Raw genomic sequence first — 18,613 nt, forward strand, 5'->3', positions numbered from 1 at the left:
ATGGGTTTAACTTTTGAATCTACAAGAAATAAATCTCTCAGAGATACCTTCAACATCAAAATTAGAGAAAAGACCTTTGTAGTAGCACTGGCCGGAAATCCGAACACCGGCAAGAGTACTATATTCAACTCCCTTACCGGCCTTCACCAGCACACTGGCAATTGGCCCGGCAAGACCGTGGTAAATGCCCGGGGAAGCTATAAGTACAAAGACTCGGATTTTTTAGTTGTTGATCTGCCAGGCACTTATTCAATATTTGCATCCTCCAGCGAAGAAATAGTGGCAAGAGATTTCATATGTTTTGGAAATCCCGACGTCATAGCTGTAGTTACAGATGCTACCTGCCTTGAACGAAATCTAAACCTGGTATTTCAAATAATGGAAGTTACAAACAATGTAGTACTGTGTATAAACCTGATAGACGAAGCGAAGAAAAAGGGAATATTTATAGATGGAAAATCCATAGGAGAAAAACTGGGCATACCTGTAATTCTGTCTTCTGCCAGGAATAACATAGGTATAGATGAATTAAAGGAAAGTATCTACAATATTGCATCCAATAAAATAAAAATAAGATATAACCCGATAATATATAAAAACATAGAAGACAAAATAGATAAAATAAAGAAAACCGTGGAAAAAAATTTCTCAAACATAAATTCAAGGTGGCTTTCTATAAGACTTATGGACGGTGATGAAGATTTTCTCAATTCCATGTCAAAATATCTTGACAAAGACAGCCTCCACCATGTAAAAGAATTTACGGACGAATTGTGTGAAAGTATGGACAGAGAAGCTTTAAGAGACTATATAACCGGGGAAAATTACAAATTGGCAGAATTCGTAAAATTGAATTATATTAAAGCATCAAATAAAAATAACAGCAGAAGAATCAACCCTGATCTCATAATCACTTCAAAAAGATTTGGAATACCGATTATGCTGATAATGTTATGCGGGATTCTATGGATAACAATAAAAGGGGCAAATGTACCTTCTGAATTCCTGTCCAGCGTGCTGTTTGGCTTCGAAGATACACTTTCAGGCTGGTTCATCGGGTTAAATGCCCCGAAATGGCTGTATGATATATTGGTCTTGGGAATTTACAGAACCGTAGCTTGGGTTGTATCCGTAATGCTCCCGCCCATGGCAATATTTTTCCCGCTGTTCACATTGCTTGAGGACATCGGATATCTGCCCAGAGTTGCCTTCAATATGGATCATCTTTTTAAAAAAGCCTGTGCCCATGGAAAACAGTGCCTTACCATGTGCATGGGACTTGGATGCAATGCGGCCGGAGTAATAGGCTGCAGAATAATAGACTCCCCCAGGGAAAAACTTGTAGCCACTGTAACAAACAATTTTGTTCCCTGTAACGGAAGGTTTCCCACACTGATAATAATATCTTCCATGTTCTTTGCCGCAAATGCCGGTTCCTCCAAAATAATACCTTCCGTTGTCATAACTCTCATCATATTGTTTGGCATATGTATGACACTGCTCATATCATATTTATTGTCCAAAACTCTATTAAAAGGTGTCTCATCCACATTCACCCTCGAACTTCCACCTTACAGAAAGCCCCAAATCGGAAGGATAATATATACTTCTATAATAGATAGAACCATATTCGTACTTTGGAGGGCAGTAATAGTAGCAGCTCCTGCCGGGGCGGCCATATGGATATTTTCCAATATATACGTTGGAAATATGAATATAATAAACCATATAGTCGTATTTCTGGATCCATTGGGAAAATTCATAGGTATAGACGGATGCATATTGGCGGCTTTTCTATTCGGCCTTCCGGCAAATGAAATAGTGCTTCCCATACTTCTTATGCTGTATCTGTCCACAAATACAATGGTAGATGTTGAAAGCATAGTATCATTAAAACAGGTATTTTTAAACCACGGATGGACATATCTTACAGCCCTAAACACAATGCTCTTCAGTTTGCTTCACTGGCCCTGTGCCACTACTCTTCTCACTATAAAAAAGGAAACTGGAAGCATAAAATGGACATTGCTGTCAGTGCTCATACCGCTGATAACTGCTTTTGCGGTATGCTCATGTACAACACTGATATATAAAAGTATTCATATACTTGTATAATTTAACTACATTAAAAGTCGGGTGGATTTTCTAGACCAGCTGAAAATCCACCCGACTTTTAATGTAATATATACTTAAATCCTATTTTAAATATTTCATCTCTTCTTCAATACTGTCGAAATCCACTTCTTCCGGTTTTATTACGGAAGTGTGATGTTTCTTCTTGTACCAAAGCCACAATCCTATAAACAGTGGAAGACCTATATAGGATGAAATCACTCCGCTCCAGTCTATCTTAGCAGCTCCAAAGTAGGTGATTCCCTGACCTAATATAACTATAATGCACAGCGTAAGAGCTATAACCGGCCCAAGCGGGAATAATTTAGCCTTGTATTTCAGCTTACCAAAATCCCTTTTTTGTACTGTATAGGCTTTTCTAAAACGATAGTGGCAAAGTGCTATCCCGAGCCAGGCTACAAACCCTGCCAGACCTGAAGCTGCCACCAGCCATACATAAACTGTAGATTCTGCATAAAGCCCTGTAAGAAAACAAGCAGATGCCACTATCGTGGTAAGTATCAATGAATTTACCGGTACTCCCCTTGAATTAACCTTTGCCAGCCATGCAGGGGCTTTCTTACCTTTGGCCAGAGAATATAACATCCTAGTAGAAGCATACATTCCAGAATTTCCTGCAGATAACACCGAAGTCAATATAACAGCATTCATAAGAGAAGCTGCACCAGCTATTCCCGCTCTTTTGAATACCAACGTGAAGGGACTTGTTTTAACACCTGCATCCATATAGGGTATTAGAGCCCCGACTACAAATATGGTACCTACATAAAACAAAATTATTCTCCAAAATATAGTATTTATTGCCCTTGGTATATTTTTTTCAGGGTTTTCACTTTCACCTGCTGCTATACCTACAAGTTCAGTACCTTGAAATGAAAAACCCGCAATCAGGAATACCATGAAAATTGATTTAAAGCCTCCAACAAACGGAGCTTCTCCAACGGTAAAATTTTTCAATCCAACCGGTTTCCCGTTGAATATGCCAAATATAGTTGCTATCCCAATTATTAAAAATACGATAACCGTAAAAACTTTGATCCCTGCAAACCAGAATTCAGATTCTCCATAAGCCCTTGCGGACAGTAAATTAAGACCTACAATCAATGCTAGAAAAGATATGCTCCATATAATGGCAGGTGTATTTGGAAACCAGTACTTCATTATGAGAGCTCCAGCTACCATCTCTGCTGCCACGGTTATGGACCAGTTGTACCAGTAATTCCAACCCAGTGCAAAACCTAAAGCCGGATCTACAAATTTTGTGGCATAAGTTTCAAAAGAACCTGAATCCGGCATATATGTGGCCATTTCTCCCAGGCTAGTCATCAAAAAATATACCATGACTCCTATACAGCCATAAGCTATCAGTGCTCCTCCTGGACCTGCCTGTTTTATAGTAGCTCCCAGTGCCAAAAATATGCCTGTTCCTATGGCTCCGCCCATAGCAATCATGTTTAAATGTCGTGCCTTGAGTCCTCTCTTTAGTTTATAAGTATTTTTTTCAGTTAATCTTTTCGCTGTATTTGCATTTTGCATTTTTATTCCTCCCTATGGGTTTCTTAAAATTCCCATAAGTGAATTAACCAAGATGAGCATTAAAAAATACCTTGAGAGTACACCCAAGGCAATTAAACATAAAATATTAATTCCACAATGAATGATAGCTCTCCACAATAAACTCTTGTGACAGTCCTGTACATATTCTATACAAGCCCAGCTATTCAGCCTTAAAGCATCGGTTAAATACTTCGGCAAAATTTCCTTTCAAATTGCTTCAATGTGCTTAACTCCACAATCCTACTCTTAAATTTTGCACCTCTATCCCAGCTATTCACTTACAATAAGTACATTATGAACTAAAAGTAAAGTTTAGTCAACATATTTTAACGATTTTTTAAATTAAATATTGAATATATCTCTGAATTAATATATTATATTATATAGAACAAAGTATTAAATTATATTATTTATCAGGAGGTAATTTTTATGACATCTTTAAAAGGTACAAAAACTGCTGAAAACCTAATGAAAGCTTTTGCAGGAGAATCTCAAGCAAGAAACAGATATACTTATTATTCCTCTATTGCAAAAAAAGAAGGGTATGTTCAGATTTCCAATATATTCTTGGAAACTGCCGGAAACGAAAGAGAACATGCCAAGAGATTCTTTAAATTTCTAGACAGGGATTTGCACTGCGAGGCCGTAGAAATAAACAATGCATCTTATCCGGTCGCACTTGGAGATACCAAGACTGTTTTGAAAGCAGCTGCCAATGGAGAACATGAAGAAGCCTATGAACTATATCCTTCCTTTGCCGATACAGCAGACAAAGAGGGTTTTCCTGCTATAGCAACTGTTTTTAGAAAAATACTGGAAGTTGAAAAACATCATGAGCAGAGATATCTGGCACTGCTTAAGAATGTGGAAAACGGCACTGTGTTTAAGAAAGATAAACCTTGTAAGTGGATATGTACCAACTGCGGATATATTTATGAAGGTACATCTGCCCCCCAGTTTTGTCCTGCCTGTGCTCATCCTCAATCATACTTTCAGCTGTTTGTTGAACAATTTTAATAATACTTATCAGGGGAATCACTATTTAGATGATTCCCCTATATCTATTCCTGCCATTTTCATTAAATAAAGTGCATTCCTTGTAGTCGAAACTCCTCTTCTGAGCTTATAGTCAAATTTAATCTTACCATCTTCATAATACTCTGCAAAATGATAGTTTTTTACCCTGCTGCCGTTCTCTTTCTCCATGTCGGCAAGCTCTAGATCGTGTGTGGATACCATTCCGCATGTTTTACCAGCTGCAAGGTTTTTTATCAAAATTTTAGCCCCCAAATGCCTGTCGATGGAATTTGTCCCCTTAAATATCTCATCTAAGAGAAAGAATACCTGTTCACCCCTCTTACAGGCCTCCACAATTTTTTTTATTCTAAGTATCTCCCCATAAAATGAAGAGATATTTTCTTCTAGGTTATCACTTATTCTCATGCAGGTGTAAATTTTCATTATGGAACAGCTAAATTTTTTTGCACGAACCGGAGCCCCTGCATATGCAAGTACTAAGTTTATGCCTGCAGTTCTGAGGAGAGTGCTCTTTCCCGACATATTGGATCCCGTAATCAATAATATATTGGAGGGCTTTTTCAAGGTTAGATTGTTACACACGGCTCTCCTTCCCAAAAGTGGGTGTGCCATGGAATTCGCCTCAAATACAAGCGGTGTATCCAAGATTTTGGGAATGACCCAGCTGGGATGGTCAAAAGCTATGATTGAAAGGCTGTTTAACATCTCAAATTGACCTACTGTTTCAATCCAGCTATAAATTAGCCCGCCATTTTCCACTCTCCAGTTTTCAAAGGCAAACATGCACTGATAATCCCACAGTAAAAAAATATCAAGAAGTATGTATAAAATATTTCTTCTCTGGGATACATTTTCTGAAATTCTATTTAAATCATGCAGTTTTTTTACAGCATCAATTGATGGTTCACCTTTTTTATAAAGCACTTCTTTTAAGGAATTCAAATAGGTACTCTGAAATTTTTCATTTGATATGAGAGATATGATTTCTCCATATACCACAAGGCTGTTTCTGATTTCAGCCACATTGCCTAAAATATTGAATCTATTTTTTGCACCGGGTATGAGCAGAGCTATCTGCACTGTAACTGCCGCATAGCTTATATAGTTCCCAAACAAATGAAACGCAAAGCTCATGATTATAAATGATATAGTCACAATGGGCATTATTTTGAATAAAATCTTTATATATTTATTTCTGTAAAGTGGATTCTCCATTTTCAATATATCCCTTATTTTCAATATATCTTTTCCACCATTTTTTATAAAAGAAGCTTTCGCCTGGAAATGCTGCCTCCATTTCAATTTATGCTGCAATTCCGACACTGCTTCCTGCCGTTTTCTTACATCTTCTTTACTTCCAATATGTCCTAGAAGTATGTCCTTTAATTTTCTTTCTCCAAAATACGTCTCACAACAGCTTATCCATTGAAACAATGAGTCTTTACCAAATAAATCCAGATCTTCTGAATAGCTGTGATCTCTGTTCCTGAATTCATCACCCCTCTTGTCAAATTTTGTCCAATTATCTCTTATTCTGTTCAATGAATCGTCATTTATACTCCACAGCTTTTTCACAAAACTTATATTTTCCTTCACTTTGTAATGATTCTTTACAACAAATATAAAAAGTATTAGAAAAGCTATAAAAACGCTGCAGCTCATATAATAAAGTTTTTTTGTGTAAAAAACTATAGTAAGAGACATTCCCACAAGAAATATTAAAAACCTCAGTCTGCTTATACAGAGTACATTATTTTTCTGCCTTTTCATGAGATTATAATAATGCTTTTTTCTCCCGGAGTAAATTTTTTCTATGTAATTCAAACCATTACCTCTCTTTCTTCCTCAAAAGCTCACTTGGTTTTAAGCTTTCAAAATAATCTTTAATTTTCAAATCCATACCTAGTATATGATTTGTTATCCAATTATATATGAAATTCAATAGTTTCAATACTGCGTCCTGCTGATTTTCATCAATTTCTTCTAGATCCAGATTTTGAATTTTATTGATGAATCTATCATGTACCCTTTTTTGTTCTTCATATCCCGGGTAATCATACATGCTCATTACTTTTTCTTCATCTTTAAAATGATAGGCGGTATAGTCTTTCAGATCATCGACCAAATCCAGTATTCTATCAAAATAATCCAAGCGGTTTTCATCTGTAGCCAATTTATATATGGAATTCCCTATTCCAAAGAGCTTCTTGTGTTCATCATCTATCCTTTTTATCCCACAGCTGTATTCATCTTTCCAATCAAACATCCTTAAAGTCTGCCTCCTTTAAAAATTAATGTTATAAGCTTGTCCACATCATACTGTAATTATAGCAAATTTTGAAATTACAAACCAGTTGAAAGTTTAACAGCTGCTGGTAATTCACCAGCAGCCTACTTAAAATTGCTACATAACCCTTCCCGGAATAACGGCATCCAATATTCCAATAACTACTGCAGCTAAAATAGCTCCTAATATTGACACTCTCATATTTGGAACCAGAAATTGAGTTATATAGAGAATTATGGCTGCAATTACAAATCCCTTTATTCCTTTTCCAAAAGGAGATGCATCCACTCCCATAAATCTTTCAACTATATAGTCTATTATACTTATAACAACTGCTGCACCCAGATAAGACCATAATCCCGCTATTCTAAAACCAGGTGTCAAAAAAGATGTTATTGCAAGCACGATCAGTGTTAAAATAAATCTCAATATATAACTGCCTACAGTAGATTTTGAATCTTCTGATTTCCTCTTCATATCGTCGGCCATAGAAGTCACTCCTTTTTAATAAAATATTATTTGTGCAAATATAGTTTTACCTAATATGCAAAAAATATTTAAGAATAATAAAATTTTAATTATAAAGCCAGATGAATATCCATCTGGCCTTTAGATATATATTTATTTTATTTTAAGCCCTGTTCATAAGCTTCAATCATTTTCTTGACCATGTTTCCGCCTACTGAGCCTACTTCCCTTGATGTAAGATCTCCATTATATCCTTCTTTTAGGTTTACTCCCACTTCTCTGGCTGACTCCATTTTAAACCTATTTAAAGCCTCTTTAGCTTGGGGAACTAAAACCCTATTCCCTCTGTTGTTTGCCATGATTGAATTCCTCCTAACTTATATATTATTATTTTGTATTACATATATAAGTTTGCTCCATATGAGAATTATTACTCTATAGAATTACATGAAATTGAGATATGTTATGTCATAAATAGAAATTACTTTCAAAATCCAATTTACAATTAAATTTTATTTAGAGTATAATATAGTATAAACTAAAAACAGGCAGGTGATGACATTGTATAAAAAAGGAGATTTTCATTTGCATACAACAGCTTCCGATGGAAGATTATCCCCTGAAAAATTGGTCGAAATGGCTTCCCAAAACAGCATGGATATAATTGCAATAACAGATCATGATACTGTATCCGGCGTCAATGAAGCTTTAGATGCAGGTAAAAAAGCAAAAATTAAAATCATTCCGGGAATAGAATTGTCTACTCTATATCAGAATAAAAGTGTTCACGTATTGGGATATTTTAAAAGTATTTCCGATATATCTTCGGAATTTAAAAATTTTCTAAAAGAAATGAGTATATACAGAGAGAAAAGGGCAAAAAAAATAGTGGATAATTTATATAAATTCTTCAATATAAAATTGGACTATGAAAATATTCTCAAAAATGCCCATAATATCGTGACAAGGCCGCATATAGCACAGGAAATAATAAACGCAGGCTACAATTACAGTTTCAATTATATATTTACAAATTTTATAGGCGATGACTGTCCTGCTTTTGTCCCCAACAAGAAATTGACCACTGAAGAGGGGATAAAACTACTTAAATCCTTAAATTCCCTGGTGGTTTTGGCCCACCCTGTCCTTATAAAAGGTGTCAATATGGATGATCTGCTAAAGCTTCCATTTGACGGTATAGAAGCAATCTATTCCATGAACAGCCCCTCTGATACCAAACTGTTCACAAGATATGCAAAAAAGTACAATAAGATAATAACTGCAGGATCTGATTTTCATGGTATGCCCAGAAAGGGCAGAGATGATCCGGAACATTCCCACGTTATAGGTGAAGTCTATCTGGATGCAAAGGGAATAGAAATATTTTTAAATAAGCTAAACAGTATAAAATAATCCATGCAACTGCCTCTGGCAATTGCACGAATTATTGAGCCTGTTATATTTCATTTAAAAAAGCCGTATACCCTTTTACAGCTTCATATATATCCGCTTTACTTGCCACTTCCCAGGGAGCATGCATGTTTTGAAGTGCTATACCGCAGTCTATAACCTGCATATTGTATTCTGCCAATATATAAGCTATTGTTCCGCCGCCGCCCTGGTCAACTTTTCCAAGTTCTGCAGTTTGCCAGTACACGTCATTCTTTCCCATTACATTTCTAATTTCTGCTATATATTCGGGGTTTGCATCATTACATCCCGATTTGCCCTTGGCACCGGTATACTTGTTAAAAACTATACCTTTCCCCAGATAAGCCGCGTTGTTTTTATCCATGACAGAAGGATAATTTGGATCAAAAGCCGCACTTACATCTGAAGAAAGCATTTTGGAATTGGTCAGAGCTCTTCTGACTTTTAAATCGCTGTATTTGCCGCAGAGGGCTGCAACTTCTGCCACGGTATTTTCAAAAAATCTAGACTGCATTCCAGTAGCTCCTACGCTTCCTATCTCCTCTTTATCTACCAGAAGGGTCACACATGTCTTTTCAGGCTTTTCTACTTTCATCATCGCATCAAAAGATGTATATGCACAAATTTTATCATCATGTCCATAAGCCATGACCATGCTTCTGTCCAGTCCAAGATCTCTCGCTGCCCCTGCAGGAACAACTTCCAATTCTGCAGATACAAAATCTTCTTCTTCAATGCCGTATTTTTCATTCAACAGTTTCAGTATATTTTGCTTCACTCTATTTTTGGCTTCCTTATCCTTGATTGGAATGCTTCCCACCAACAGGTTCAGATCTTCACCCTCCACCACTTTAGAGCCTTTTTTATCCATTTGTTCACCAGCCAGATGTATCAGAAGATCAGATACTCCAAATACAGGATCATCCTTTTTTTCTCCTATCACAACTTTGACTTTGGTGCCGTCTTTCTTCACGACAACTCCGTGAATAGCTAGCGGCAGTGTAACCCATTGATACTTCTTTATCCCGCCGTAATAATGTGTGTCAAATAGAGCTAAATCAGTATCTTCATAAAGCGGGTTCTGTTTTAAATCAAGTCTTGGGGAATCTATGTGCGCCCCAAGTATCCTCATGCCTTTTTCTATATCTTTGTTTCCAATTACGAAGAGTGCTAAAGTCTTTCCTTTGTTATTGGCATAGATCTTATCTCCCGGTTTCAATACAGCCTTTTTATCTATAAGATCCTCTATGTTTTTGTAACCGTTTTTTTCAGCTCTGGATACAAATTCCGATACACATTCCCTCTCAGTCTTACATTTGGATAAAAAGTTTTTGTATTCATCTGATAACTTAAAAAGAGATTCAAAATCTTTTTTTGAATACTTATCCCAGGCATATTTATACTCTTTAATCAAATCCTTTGACACTTAAATCTCCCCTATCTATAATTTATTTATTATCAACTATATTTTATCACAAAACATAGGAATCAACTTATTTTTTGTATTTTTTATTAAAATATTTAAAGATCTCAGAGCCATTTTTTCCTTTTGAATATACATATCAGAATTATAGCTATAAAGGTCATAATTATAATTACATAATGGCACCCGTTTTCCACCTCCATAAACGGTACACCCTTCAAATTAGTGCCATAAATGCTGCTTATAAGATTTAAAGGCAAAAATATAGTCGCTATTACAGTAAATATTTTCATGAGTTCGTTTGTCTTATTGGCTATTTCCGATTCAAAAGCCTCCCTTACCATGGCCAGATCTTGAACCAGGCTTTCGAGGGAAATCATAAGTTTCTCTATCTTCTTACTCAGGCTCACAAAATACTTTAAACTTTCTTTTTCAATGACCAGGTTATCATTTATAGTCAAGCTATCCCCTATATAGATCAGGGGGCTTAGATATTTTCTTATTTTATAGACCTGTCTTCTTAAAGTTATCAGATTGTCTATTTGATCCTGCCTCGGATCTTTCAATATATTTATCTCAATTTTATCTGCCTCCACTTCAAGTGCAGAAATTATATCGTAGTTTTTCATAACTATTCTGTCCAGTATACAGTAAAGAAGTATTGATGGCCTGGGATTGTCTTTCAGCACAAAACAATTTCTCCAGCCATTTATATCCTCTATCAAATTTTCAAGTATGTCAATTCTGTATTTATACACTGTTATTATGTACTTCCTGCTTAAAAAAACGTCCAATTCCCTGGGAGCAACTATTCTCTCCATGTAATTCAATACGTTGAACACTATAAATATATATCCGTTAAAAAAATTTATTTTTGATTCCTGAGAAAGACTCTTGCACTCATCTATGGTATTCTCGTCTACGGTTAAGAAATCATTTAGTTTTTGAACCTCATCTATATGAAGTAGTATCCAATAATGCCCATGTACAGTATCAAAGGATTTGCCAATCTCCTTGAAGTTATTATCTATATCCAGTACCTTCATAAAAAACACCACCAGATATTAGTTTGTTAATTTAATTAAGAAATAATTCACTGCATGAAAAAAAAGGGTGTAAAAAACCCTTTCACCGCCATATTTTTAAAATTCAATCCGAAATAATACCGTCCACAAGTATATCATGTTCTTCTCTGGGAACTTTATCCAAAATCTGAAAGCTGTAGGCCAGAGCTATCTTCTTAGAATCACTTCCTGTCAGTTTGAGAAATCTGTCATAATATCCTCCACCGTATCCAACTCTTCCTCCACTTCTGTCAAAAGCGATACCTGGAACATAACACAGATCTATCGCGGATTCCTTTACCCTTGAATCCATATTTTCCGGCTCAAGTATCCTATATGCACCAATTTTGAGTTCGTCAAAGCGGCGTATTCTTACCGCAGCCATTCCCCTCTCCCTGGATATGGTTTTGGGAACAGAAACATTCTTGCCGTCCTTCAAGGCTCTCTTTATAATCCTGTGGGTATCAACTTCCGTTCCAAAGCTTACAAATATGAATAAATTTCTGGCCTCCCTGTACTCCCTGCTCGACAGAACTTTTTGTGATATTATATCATCCAATGCTTTCCTTTCAATATTGGACAAACTGTTCCTTTTCATCTTGATCTTTTCCCTGATATAGTTCTTGTCTATTTGCATGATCTTCTTTTCTCCATTTCCTGTATTCTTCCGCTTATAACGTCAACAGGACTTATACTTGATATAAGGCTGTATCTGTAATTTGCTGCCGCAGCTTCAATTATAACAGCAAGATTTCTGCCGGGCCTTATGGGAATTTTTATTTTTCTCACCGGAACACTCAGAATATTCATGTACTCCTTATCTATTCCAAGCCTGTCATAATTCTCATCCTCTTTCCACTGCTCCAAACATATTACAAGACTGATCTTTTTGGTTTTAAGCACGGAACTCAACCCATAAAGTGCCGGAATATCAATTATTCCCATGCCTCTAACTTCTATCATGCCGGATGTAATATATGGCGAGGTACCGTGAAGTATTCCATCTATGCGCTTTATATCCACGGCATCATCAGCTACCAGCCTATGTCCCCTCTTTATAAGTTCCAGTGCGGTTTCACTTTTGCCTATGCCACTTTCACCTGTTATAAGTATACCTATTCCATATACGTCAACTAGAACTCCATGGAGTCTCGTTTCAGGTGCAAGTTTATCGTCTAGATAATTCATAAGCTTATTTATAAACCTTGTCGATATATTATCAGTTCTAAGTATCCACCTTTTATTGGAAATCGCACTTTCCAGAAATTCTTTATGCGGTTTTAAATTTCTGGTAATTATGGTACAGGGATTGTAAAATTCAAAATACTTTTCAAGCCTCTTTTTTCTGAGTTCCGGCTGCATTGCATCCAGAAAACTCCATTCAGCTTTACCCACTATCTGAACTCTTTTATTTGCATAATAATTGTAAAATCCGCTAAACTGAAGTCCCGGCCTGTTTATATCACTTTCAGTTATTTTATTCACTTTGTCTCCTCTGGCTATAACTTCTAAATCTAAATCCTTTATAATATCTTTTACCGTTACCGGCATCTTATCACCCCTTGTGATTCATCTCATAAATTAATTATATCAAAAGGCATTGAGGGTATCAATCTCGGACAGATTTGCCTAATTGAACAAACTGCCTATCATAGAGCTTCATATTGACATTTATTATTAAAATTTATTATTTTTATTAAAATATACAAAAAACTTTTAGACATTATTTTGTTTTAGAAAAATTTTCCATAGCATTTTATATCAGTATATACAGACACATTTTTCTTTTTTTCCACATTTTTTCCACAGAATAATCCACACCTTATCTACAGAAATTATGTTTATTTTTGTAATTTGCTGTATTTTAGTGACTAATAAAAGATATGTTTATTTTTTTATTATCTGGTAAAATATAAGAGTAATAAAGTTACCTTGTGGGGGAATAACGATGAAAAATGATTTAGCAAATTTGGATACTAAAATAAATGATCTAAAAGAAACTTTGTATCTATTGATAAAAAATGGCAGCCTTACAGATGAAACAGTAGTTAAGTGCAGTGAGAAACTGGACAAGCTAATTTTAGAATATCAAAAAAGGGATACCGTTAGTTAAATTTTTTAACATAGTTAAAATAAGGGGCCGAAGCCCCCTGTTTTCAAAATGTTTTTTAAATTTTTTCACCTGGCACAGGATTTAATAATATTTGATATTTTACCCGAATAAAATATATATTCCATGTGGAGGGCTCTCGTAAGGGCTACATAAAGTATCTTCTTATCCAATTCACTTTCAGTATAATTTTCTTCGTTACAATTGTATATTACACTGCAGTCAAATTCCAGACCCTTTGTCATATAAGATGGAATTATCATCTTTTCTTCTTCCAATACATTGTCGTTTTCCCTGATTAACTTCCAGCTGTAAGCACTGTATTTCTTTAAATAATTCCTGATTTTTCTACATTGAGTGGAAGTTTTTCCTATAACTGCTATGGTACTCTTACCATTTTCTTGGACTCTCTTTACTATTTTATCCAGTTTTCCACTAAAATCCCTGTTGTTTGTAAATTCAAATATCCTAGGTTTATCACCATGCCTCAAAGTAGGTTTTACAGAGCTGAGATTGTTTTTCTGAAGTCTAAGCACTTTGTTGGCAAATTCCATTATCTCCACTGTAGAACGGTAGCTCTGGGTCAGCTGAAAAAATTTTGTACTTTCCTTAAAAATATTTTTTGAAATGTCATTCCAATCGGATATGCCCCTATAATCATATATGCCTTGGGCAATATCCCCCACTATGGTCATAGAAGCATTTGTGCTTATTTTCCTTAAAACTGCCATTTCAAAATTACTGTAATCCTGTGCTTCATCCACAACAAGATATTTATATTTGAATTTTTTAGGCACTCCCTCTATTTTAAATTTCAAATAGCAGAGAGCTGCCAGATCGTCGCTGTCTACAATATTATTTTCAACATTCAATTTTGTTTCTCTTACCAGGTTGTTCCAGCATGTTTTAGAAAGTCTTTTTGCTATGATCTTTTCAAATACTTCTTCTTCTGTCAGAAAATTTTCATAGAGTCTAGATGTGTCCACCTCAATCCAGCTATGAAAATAATCATCAAAATTTTTTCTGGCCTGGGTCATTATATGTACCCTCTTCCTATCCCTTTTATCATATATGTTTCTAATCTCTTTTCTTTTATCCGGGCCGTCTTTCACAGTTCTTTTCAATCTGGCAATTTGATAATCATAAAGAAAATCTACCTTATTTATGACCTTTCTTATTTTATCGTCTATTTTCAGTTCAAAATATTTTTTTATTTTGTACTTTTTTTGATTGGCAGGCAGATACTTCATATCCTCCGAATACAGCCTGCATATTTCACTTTTGTCAAATAGAATATAATTGTCTACCTTTATATCATCTATGTTTAAATCTTTTTTTTCAATATATTCTATGTACTCGTCTATCAATTCCCTATATAAAATACTTCCCTTTATGCGGCTGTTCAATGTTATGTTCTTGATGGAAGAATACTGCTTGTTTTCAAGTATATCCGACAGCTTCTTACCCTTTGAATATATTTTGCCTTTAATGTGTAATATTTTACTGCACATGCCTTCAAAAGTCATCTGTTTTACCTCATCTATCCCCAAATCCGGGAGTATATCCGATATGTAATTCAGGAAAAGCTTATTTGGTGCTATGATCAAAACATCTTTCCCATTTAACCTGCCCTTATATCTATAAAGCAAATAAGCCAGTCTATATAAGGCTACCGTAGTTTTTCCAGAACCGGCGGCACCTTGAAACATAAGAGTCATGTTCTTTTCAGCTCTTATTATATTGTTTTGCTCTTTTTGAATAGTTGCAACTACATTTTTAAGCCTGTTGTTTACACTCTGGTTTAAATTTATCTTTAGAAATTCATCTACTAGTGGATTCCCCTCTTCCCTATTGGATTTTAGAACTATCTCATTTATGCCCTCGTCAAAGGCATCTTTCAATTCTCCGTTTTCAATCAAAAATTTCCTTTTCAGGCTCAGTTCCCCGTTTACTATGCCAACGGGAGATCTGTAAAAAGTTTTCCCCTCCACGCCACTATAGTATAAATCCGCTATGGGAGCTCTCCAGTCAATTACTTTTTCATCTCCATTTTGTATATCTCCAAGCCCAAATTTACCTATATAAAAAGTTTCCTTTTCATTTTTATATTCTCTAAAATCAATTCTTCCAAAATAAGGTTTTTTTCTGCTCTCTTCATACTTTTCAAGACTTTTATGGGTAATGCCATAAAGTTTTTCTTTTGTATCGAGTTCCTCATTATATTTCCCTTTGGCCTGCTTTCTCAATTTGTCTATAATTATCTCCAATTTTTGATCATTTTGCCTCATATCTTTTATTTCTGATTCTACCCATTTTAAAGTGTCCTTTAAATGTGTCCTTTCTATTTTCATTTCACCAGAATCTATGGACAATATTATCCCTTCTCTCATTCATTATACTCAAAGATAATTTTATATTTAACATTATAGCATTTTTAAAACCGGGAGATCTAAATTGATCCTTTAATGAAATAAATGTATAATTTATTTATCGATGGATACAGGAAGGAGATAATATACTTGGCAGTAAAAGAGATATTACAATTTGGAAATAAATTATTGAAAAGAGTCAGCAGACCGGTAAAAGAAATAAATGATGAAACTTTAAAAGTTGTAGAAGATCTCAAAGACACGCTGGATAATAACCCCGGTGGTGTCGGACTTGCTGCTCCTCAAATAGGAGTACTCAAGAAAATTATAGTCATAGATTTAAAGGAAAAAGATTTCAAGCCTATAATTTTAATAAACCCCAAAATAATCAAAAAAATAGGAAAGCAGGAAAGTGTAGAGGGCTGTTTAAGTTATCCAGGCTACGAGGGGATTGTAATAAGGCCAAAAAAAATCCTGGTAACATATCAGGATATAAAAGGCAGTGAGATGACCTATAAGGTAGATGGTATTTTATCCAACGTATTTTGCCATGAAATAGATCATCTATTTGGCATCTTGTATACAGATAAAGCAAAAAAAATATATAAGGTAAAAGACTCCAACTGAAAATAAAATAGAATTGTCCTGAAATGGGCAATTCTATTTGACGTTCAACTTAAAAAAACAATTCATAGATACTTTACATAGATACCTTTTGAACCAAATCGTTTGCCAATCAAAGGCAATTCTACCTTTTCATATATGAGTACCTCCTCCTCCATTTCAAGTCCTCTTTCCACATATACATTTACACCTTTGTAGCTGTACTTGTTGAATATCTTTCTGCTTCCCTTGAATTCCTCTGAAAATTCTATAATTATATCCCGCACTTCCATAGAACAGCACCCTCCACCTGCAGAAATAGTTTTAACTACAAAATCTCCGCCTTTTTCTTTCGCATAATCAAGAGCCCTGTCATCGATAGTCAGTTTCACGATACCAACTCCTTTACTGTAATTTAAAAGTGATCAAAAAAATACAATTCTCTTTTTCCGTCAAATATCACATATCCGTCTTTTTTCTCTATGCGAGAGTCTCTTAAAAGTTTTTCTATATTTATAGAAAACTTTTCTATATGATAATTTTTTGACAGCACTGTGCCTTTATCCTTTATTTTTTGTTTTAAAAGTTTCTCTTCATTTTTATTTTTATATCTCACAAGAAAATCAGGGAGCCACCTTTTTTTGTTGAATTTAAGATAATCATATTTTATTATTTCATTTAATTCAATGCTTTTTTCATTTAGGAACTGTTTTTCAAATTCTATAAATACCCTGTAATATTCCACAGATGATATATTTCTGCTAAGATATCCATTTTTATAAAAAAACATGCCGAGTTCATAATAAAAATCAAAAGCCGTTTCAAATCTGGCCACAAAATAGTCCACTATATGTATAAATTTTCCAGAATTATAGTATTTATCTACTACCTTTTCCACCCTTTTCAATATAACAAGCTCCCTGTAACTTATGCTGTCAGTTCTCAAGATTTCATAAGGGGCATAGGGGGAATACACCATACCCCAATTTTTTGCCTCCTCCCTCATTGAAGAACCTTTTAAAAGTTTCAGAAAACCAAGCTGAATTTCATCCGGCCTTAAAGAATACACGTCATTGAAGGATTTTTTGAATGATTTAAAATCTTCTCCTGGAAGCCCTGCTATTAAATCGAGATGCTGTCTTACATTGTGATATTTTTCAACCTTTTTAACTTTCTCTTCTATTTCCTTAAATTTAACATACCTGTCTATATTGCTCAAAATCTCATCATTTGTAGTCTGAACTCCTACTTCAAGCTGAATTCTCCCTTTAGGGGCTTTTTGAAGTAGTTCTATTTCATCGCTGGTAAGGACATCTGCTGAAATTTCAAAGTGAAATGTAATATCCGTATCCAAATCTATTATAAATTTCCAGAGTTCAACAGTAAACTCATGATTGCAGTTAAATGTTCTATCTACAAACTTTATAAGACTTATATTTTTTGTTATCAAAAACTCAAGTTCTTTTTTCACTCTTTCGACGTTGAGAAATCTGACACCTTTGATAGTGGAAGAAAGGCAGTATTTGCAGTTAAACGGACATCCTCTGCTGGATTCATAGTAAATTATCTTGTGCCGGAAATCTTCTTCTAGATCATAGGGAAATGCTATTTTATCCCTATCCATTAATTTTCTTGGTTCATTTAAAATTATCCCGTCCTGCCACCTAAAACAAAGGCCCTTTATATTCCTGAGATTTGAAAAAACACTCTCATTTGTCATTTCCTTTGAATTTTGAAAATATTCTATCAGAAATTTTACAAATTCACTGTAAGTTTCTTCTCCTTCCCCTATTATTACATAATCTCCCGCAGTACTTTTCAAAAATTCACGGCTGTCATAGGATACTTCCGGTCCGCCGTACAAAATTTTGATTTTGGGGTTTACAAGTTTAATGAGTACAGCCAGGGATTTGACATACTCTATATTCCATATGTAGCAGGAAAAAGCCACTATATCAGGATTTTCACCCATAATTTCCTCCAGTACCCTTTCCAGTATGTCATTTATGGTAAATTCTCTTATAGTGCAGTTATAATCAAGCTTTTCAGTATAAGCCCTTAAATATCTTATTGCTAAATTGCTGTGAATATATTTTGAATTTAATGCAGTCAATAATATCTTCATATAAT

At 34.8% G+C, this 18,613-nt stretch carries 17 protein-coding genes and 1 riboswitch; of the genes, 5 read left to right on the plus strand and 12 right to left on the minus strand.

The annotated features are described in order from the left end of the window. Nucleotides 1–2,115, plus strand: a complete 2,115-nt coding sequence (feoB, locus tag AB8S09_RS04190; protein ID WP_294182538.1) for a ferrous iron transport protein B — start codon at nucleotides 1–3, stop codon at nucleotides 2,113–2,115. Between the two features lie 81 nt (nucleotides 2,116–2,196). On the opposite strand, the gene AB8S09_RS04195 is transcribed toward feoB, so the two are convergent. Continuing rightward, complete coding sequence (locus tag AB8S09_RS04195; RefSeq protein WP_369868522.1) at nucleotides 2,197–3,669, minus strand: amino acid permease; 1,473 nt, start codon at nucleotides 3,667–3,669, stop codon at nucleotides 2,197–2,199. Between the two features lie 117 nt (nucleotides 3,670–3,786). Continuing rightward, nucleotides 3,787–3,962: riboswitch (Lysine riboswitch) on the minus strand. A 157-nt stretch (nucleotides 3,963–4,119) separates the two neighbouring features. Between AB8S09_RS04195 and rbr the strand changes: the two genes are divergently transcribed. After that, nucleotides 4,120–4,707: a rubrerythrin gene (gene rbr / locus AB8S09_RS04200; protein WP_294182535.1), complete on the plus strand. Its 588-nt coding sequence runs from the start codon at nucleotides 4,120–4,122 to the stop codon at nucleotides 4,705–4,707. A gap of 21 nt (nucleotides 4,708–4,728) precedes the next feature. On the opposite strand, the gene AB8S09_RS04205 is transcribed toward rbr, so the two are convergent. The 4 genes from AB8S09_RS04205 to AB8S09_RS04220 form a co-directional block, all read right to left on the minus strand. Beyond that, nucleotides 4,729–6,552 carry a MutS-related protein gene (locus AB8S09_RS04205; RefSeq protein WP_294182533.1) on the minus strand — a complete coding sequence of 608 codons (1,824 nt, stop codon included), beginning with the start codon at nucleotides 6,550–6,552 and terminating at the stop codon, nucleotides 4,729–4,731. Between the two features lie 4 nt (nucleotides 6,553–6,556). Continuing rightward, nucleotides 6,557–6,994 (minus strand): bacteriohemerythrin, encoded by a 438-nt coding sequence (locus tag AB8S09_RS04210; RefSeq protein ID WP_294182531.1) that lies wholly within the window; start codon nucleotides 6,992–6,994, stop codon nucleotides 6,557–6,559. Nucleotides 6,995–7,132: 138 nt separating this feature from the next. After that, nucleotides 7,133–7,492 (minus strand): phage holin family protein, encoded by a 360-nt coding sequence (locus tag AB8S09_RS04215; protein WP_369868536.1) that lies wholly within the window; start codon nucleotides 7,490–7,492, stop codon nucleotides 7,133–7,135. Nucleotides 7,493–7,641: 149 nt separating this feature from the next. Further along, entirely contained in the window at nucleotides 7,642–7,842 is a 201-nt protein-coding gene (locus AB8S09_RS04220) for an alpha/beta-type small acid-soluble spore protein (protein WP_294182527.1), read from the minus strand. Nucleotides 7,843–8,044: 202 nt separating this feature from the next. Between AB8S09_RS04220 and AB8S09_RS04225 the strand changes: the two genes are divergently transcribed. Next, on the plus strand, nucleotides 8,045–8,896 hold the full coding sequence (locus tag AB8S09_RS04225) for a PHP domain-containing protein (RefSeq protein ID WP_294182525.1): 852 nt from the start codon (nucleotides 8,045–8,047) through the stop codon (nucleotides 8,894–8,896). A 43-nt stretch (nucleotides 8,897–8,939) separates the two neighbouring features. On the opposite strand, the gene AB8S09_RS04230 is transcribed toward AB8S09_RS04225, so the two are convergent. The 4 genes from AB8S09_RS04230 to hprK form a co-directional block, all read right to left on the minus strand. Then, the gene (locus AB8S09_RS04230; RefSeq protein WP_294182523.1) at nucleotides 8,940–10,340 is read right to left on the minus strand and encodes an aminopeptidase; all 1,401 of its coding nucleotides are present in this window, start codon (nucleotides 10,338–10,340) and stop codon (nucleotides 8,940–8,942) included. Between the two features lie 104 nt (nucleotides 10,341–10,444). After that, nucleotides 10,445–11,383, minus strand: coding sequence for a magnesium transporter CorA family protein (locus AB8S09_RS04235; RefSeq protein ID WP_294182520.1), 939 nt, complete (start codon nucleotides 11,381–11,383; stop codon nucleotides 10,445–10,447). Nucleotides 11,384–11,486: 103 nt separating this feature from the next. Next, complete coding sequence (locus tag AB8S09_RS04240; protein WP_294182508.1) at nucleotides 11,487–12,038, minus strand: 5-formyltetrahydrofolate cyclo-ligase; 552 nt, start codon at nucleotides 12,036–12,038, stop codon at nucleotides 11,487–11,489. Then, a complete protein-coding gene (hprK, locus tag AB8S09_RS04245; protein ID WP_294182503.1) occupies nucleotides 12,029–12,952 on the minus strand; it encodes an HPr(Ser) kinase/phosphatase in 924 nt (307 codons plus the stop codon). The genes AB8S09_RS04240 and hprK overlap by 10 nt, the downstream gene beginning before the upstream one ends. Nucleotides 12,953–13,349: 397 nt before the next feature. On the opposite strand from hprK, the gene AB8S09_RS04250 reads away from it, so the two are divergent. Further along, nucleotides 13,350–13,514 carry an aspartyl-phosphate phosphatase Spo0E family protein gene (locus tag AB8S09_RS04250; protein ID WP_294182501.1) on the plus strand — a complete coding sequence of 55 codons (165 nt, stop codon included), beginning with the start codon at nucleotides 13,350–13,352 and terminating at the stop codon, nucleotides 13,512–13,514. A gap of 65 nt (nucleotides 13,515–13,579) precedes the next feature. Here the strand turns inward: AB8S09_RS04250 and helD are convergent, their stop codons facing one another. Beyond that, nucleotides 13,580–15,901, minus strand: a complete 2,322-nt coding sequence (gene helD, locus AB8S09_RS04255; RefSeq protein WP_294182498.1) for an RNA polymerase recycling motor HelD — start codon at nucleotides 15,899–15,901, stop codon at nucleotides 13,580–13,582. Nucleotides 15,902–15,985: 84 nt separating this feature from the next. On the opposite strand from helD, the gene def reads away from it, so the two are divergent. Next, entirely contained in the window at nucleotides 15,986–16,507 is a 522-nt protein-coding gene (gene def, locus AB8S09_RS04260) for a peptide deformylase (protein WP_294182496.1), read from the plus strand. 62 nt (nucleotides 16,508–16,569) lie between these two features. Here def and AB8S09_RS04265 read toward each other — a convergent pair whose 3' ends face one another. Then, entirely contained in the window at nucleotides 16,570–16,875 is a 306-nt protein-coding gene (locus AB8S09_RS04265) for a CC/Se motif containing family (protein ID WP_294182492.1), read from the minus strand. 23 nt (nucleotides 16,876–16,898) lie between these two features. Further along, nucleotides 16,899–18,608 (minus strand): B12-binding domain-containing radical SAM protein, encoded by a 1,710-nt coding sequence (locus AB8S09_RS04270; protein ID WP_369868523.1) that lies wholly within the window; start codon nucleotides 18,606–18,608, stop codon nucleotides 16,899–16,901. Between the last annotated feature and the right edge of the window lie 5 nt (nucleotides 18,609–18,613).

It is taken from the genome of Clostridium lapidicellarium (assembly GCF_041224415.1).
GTDB classification, from domain to species: Bacteria; Bacillota; Clostridia; order Clostridiales; family Clostridiaceae; genus Clostridium_B; species Clostridium_B lapidicellarium.